General features: G+C 45.1%; 4 protein-coding genes. 2 read left to right on the forward strand and 2 right to left on the reverse strand.

Features of this window, described 5'->3' with window-relative positions:
- Positions 1-446, reverse strand: a 446-nt coding sequence (locus tag AC1DSE_RS32395; protein ID WP_477528845.1) for an AraC family ligand binding domain-containing protein, incomplete at its 3' end; no start/stop codon positions are given.
- Between the two features lie 148 nt (positions 447-594).
- On the opposite strand from AC1DSE_RS32395, the gene melA reads away from it, so the two are divergent.
- The gene (gene melA / locus AC1DSE_RS32400; protein ID WP_441881563.1) at positions 595-1,893 is read left to right on the forward strand and encodes an alpha-glucosidase/alpha-galactosidase; all 1,299 of its coding nucleotides are present in this window, start codon (positions 595-597) and stop codon (positions 1,891-1,893) included.
- Between the two features lie 142 nt (positions 1,894-2,035).
- Positions 2,036-2,809: a cupin domain-containing protein gene (locus AC1DSE_RS32405; protein ID WP_441881790.1), complete on the forward strand. Its 774-nt coding sequence runs from the start codon at positions 2,036-2,038 to the stop codon at positions 2,807-2,809.
- Positions 2,810-2,909: 100 nt separating this feature from the next.
- Here AC1DSE_RS32405 and AC1DSE_RS32410 read toward each other — a convergent pair.
- Positions 2,910-3,702: dockerin type I domain-containing protein (locus AC1DSE_RS32410; protein ID WP_477528846.1), on the reverse strand; the 793-nt coding region annotated here is incomplete at its 5' end.

The following is a 3,702-nucleotide window of genomic DNA, read 5'->3' on the forward strand; positions in this document are numbered from 1 at the left end:
GCTTCCATATTGCCAAGCGCTGGGGCATTCGTTTTCTCCATACCTTTGCGTATTTTCCGAAACATCCGATAAATCGTCGGCAGCGAGAATCCACGTATAACAGAAAGGTCTGGCGTGATCCCAATCGAACTAAGAGAAGCTTCCACGATATCTCCCGAGAAGGCTACCCATGTATATTTCCAAGGATTGTGCAGGCTTGCCTCGTATTTGACCAGAATATCCGGAAAAATGATGAAGGCATCCCCCGCGCTGCAAGAGTACGTCTTCCCCAGCGTTTCAAATGTGCCTTCCCCATCCAGTACAATGTGAATTAAATAATAATCATGAACAGCCGGTCCTATAAAATGGCCCGCGACCGGTTCGCCGATTCCGCTGAACAAGACCGACATTTCGCCTTTCAGCGGAGCTGTATTAATACTCATGGTTATACGATGATGCGTTTCCATCCATGCACCTCCAATAAGCTGACTTCTCTAAGCATACTAAATGATGCAACATTTCTCCATATAATGCTTCGTTCCTTCCATATTCATTTGCAGTTGTTCTCCTTATACTAAAGGAGTCAGCAATCATCCAATAGGAGGCTATTGTCTAATGTCTAAAATTACTTTTATCGGCGCAGGAAGCAGTGTTTTTGCCAAAAACATTCTTGGAGATGTCATGCAGACACCTGCATTGCAAGGTTTTGAAATCGCTTTATTTGACATTGATGCGGAGCGTCTTCTCGATTCCGAGCAAATGCTGCTTAATATTAAAAAAACAAGTGAAAGCACTTGCGAGATTAAAGCTTATACCGACCGGAAAGAAGCGCTTCGCGGTGCCAAATACATCGTAAACGCCATTCAAGTAGGCGGCTATGATCCGTGTACGATTACCGATTTTGAGATTCCAAAAAAATACGGCTTGCGCCAAACGATTGCCGATACCGTAGGCATTGGCGGCATTTTCCGTAATCTGCGCACGATTCCTGTGATGCTGGATTTCGCTCGCGATATTAACGAGGTTTGTCCAGATGCGCTGTTCCTTAACTACACCAACCCAATGGCCGTGCTCACGAATGTCATGAACACCTATGGCGGCGTGAAAACGGTTGGCTTATGCCACAGTGTACAAGTTTGTGTGCCGCATTTATTTGATCATTTGGGTATGGACACAACGGGCGTTAAGTACAAAATTGCAGGCATCAACCATATGGCATGGCTGCTTGAAGCAAGCAAAGACGGAGTTGATCTTTACCCGGAAATCAAACGCCGTGCAGCCGAGAAGCAATTAGAGAAGCATCATGATATGGTTCGTTACGAGCTCATGCTGAAATTCGGCTACTACATCACCGAATCTTCCGAGCACAATGCGGAATACCATCCATACTTCATCAAACGGAACTATCCAGAGCTGATCGAGCGTTTCAACATTCCTCTCGATGAGTATCCGCGCCGCTGTGTTAGTCAAATTGAAGGCTGGAAATCCATGCGCGATTCACTTATTAATGACAGCAAGCTGGAGCACTGCCGCAGCCATGAATATGCTTCGTACATTCTCGAAGCAATTGAAACGAACAACCCGTTCAAAATTGGCGGCAACGTGATGAATACTGGGCTTATTACGAATCTTCCGAAGGAAGCTTGCGTAGAAGTACCATGCCTCGTGGATGCGAATGGCGTTACACCAACCTATGTTGGCGACCTTCCGCCACAGCTTGCAGCATTAAACCGTACGAACATCAACACGCAGCTATTAACGATTGAAGCGGCAATTACTGGCAAGCGGGATCATATTTATCACGCAGCAATGCTTGATCCGCATACCTCAGCAGAATTGTCTATGGATGACATTGTATCGCTTTGCGATGAGCTCATCGAAGCGCATGGCAGCTGGCTTCCAAGCTATAAATAAACGAATAGGCAGACGAGTGCATCGTTATTCATGCACTTGTCTGCCTTGTTTTTTTCCAGTAACCTTCACCATCATATGGGCAAACACATATCCTATCCCAGTAAACATTTACCAGCTAATGGAAGAGGGGCAGGATTTACAAATGACTTCTTATATGGACTATACGTCTCCACAGACGGAATTTGCTTATGATTTGAACAATAGTACTTTTTTCAAAAAAGATCCATACAACTACATCAACTTGCTTTCAGTGAAGCAATTGAATACGTTAGGCAATTCGTCGCTTCTTGATATCTACCTTAGCAAAAGCAATGTCGTTGAGCCTCATTACCATCAGAATGCCTCCGAGCTCGTATATTGCATATCAGGATCAGCAGAAATTGCGCTTATGAACCCTTTTACGAACGAGTTCCTTCATTACTTGGTACAGCCTGCTCAAGTCGTCAACATTCCGCAAGGCTGGTGGCACTATGAAATGGCGACCGTCGATAATACTCATCTGCTAGCCATCTTTGATGCGCCAATCCCAGAAGTTATTTTTGGCTCCGATATTTTAAGATTAACTCCAACCAATATCCTTGCGTATACCTACTGCTTAGATCAAGAAAAATTAGAAAATGCATTAGCACCTTTAAAAGACACCGTTATTCTGGGACCTCCGAGCAATTGCAGCTATAATCCCGTACAAGGCCAAAGCAAAAATATGCAAAAGCCTAATCAAGCTCCAATGCAGCAGCAAGCTCCAGTGCAATCGAATCAAGTATTGCAATCCAATCAAGTATTGCAGCCAAACCAAACGTTGCCGTCCAATAAAGCATATCAGCCTAATCAAGCTATTCAGTCGAACCAAGCTAAACCTAACCAAGGCTATTACAATCAAATGTATGGCCAGCAATATTATCAGCATCCATATTAATAACTTAAACCCACAGAAACCGACAAAAAAAGAGGGAACCCAAGCAGTCCGTTGCTTCGGGTCACCCTCTTCTTTATTGTAAGCAAAATCTAACGAAATGTTACCCCAGAATCCATCTTGCAAGCATCGCGATATCCACAATATCAATTTTGCCATCCGCATTTAGATCGGATTTCTTATATTGCGACCAATTCGGATCTGCGCTTGTTTTGCCATATGCAGCTGCTACGATGCCGAGGTCGCCAATTGATACCTTATTGTCGTTATTAATATCGCCTGACAATTTAGAAGCTTGGAACGTCGTCACTGCCGCACTTAGCTGAGCAATAGCTGCGCTCACTTGCGCTTCGCTTGCATTCGGGTTAACGGCAACGGCTTTCGCTGCGGCAATGGCTTCACCGAACGCTGCTTTTGCTGCTGCCGGATATTGACCAGGCTGTGTGCCGACTACCGCTCCATCATAAATGGCTTCCGCTGCGGCTATCGCCTGATTTAAGCCCGTCACATCAACAACGGCACTAATTTGCAGCGTATGGGATGTTGATTTTGCTTCAAGTTCTTCTCCCAAGCTATTAGCAACTATAAAGTCGCTAATTTGAATGGCTGTATTTCCTGTGCTCCCCGTAACAGCTGCCAAGAAGCTCAGCTTCAGCCATTCCGAATTGGCATCAATGCCTTTGCCTTGACCTGCCGCTACAATCCTCACCTTGCCTGGCTCGATAACCTTTTGCTCAAGGATGCTGAAATCCTGCTGCAAGGAGGCTGCGCCAGTCAGCGTTAATTTCGCAGCATCGAAGCTAACTGTTAAAATTTGCGCATACAGCTTTGAATATTTCTCCTCCGTTACGGCTGACAATCCAACCGTTGCATCGAAGGATTGACCCGCTTTCACC

The sequence above is a fragment of the Paenibacillus sp. 01L418 genome, from assembly GCF_056400045.1.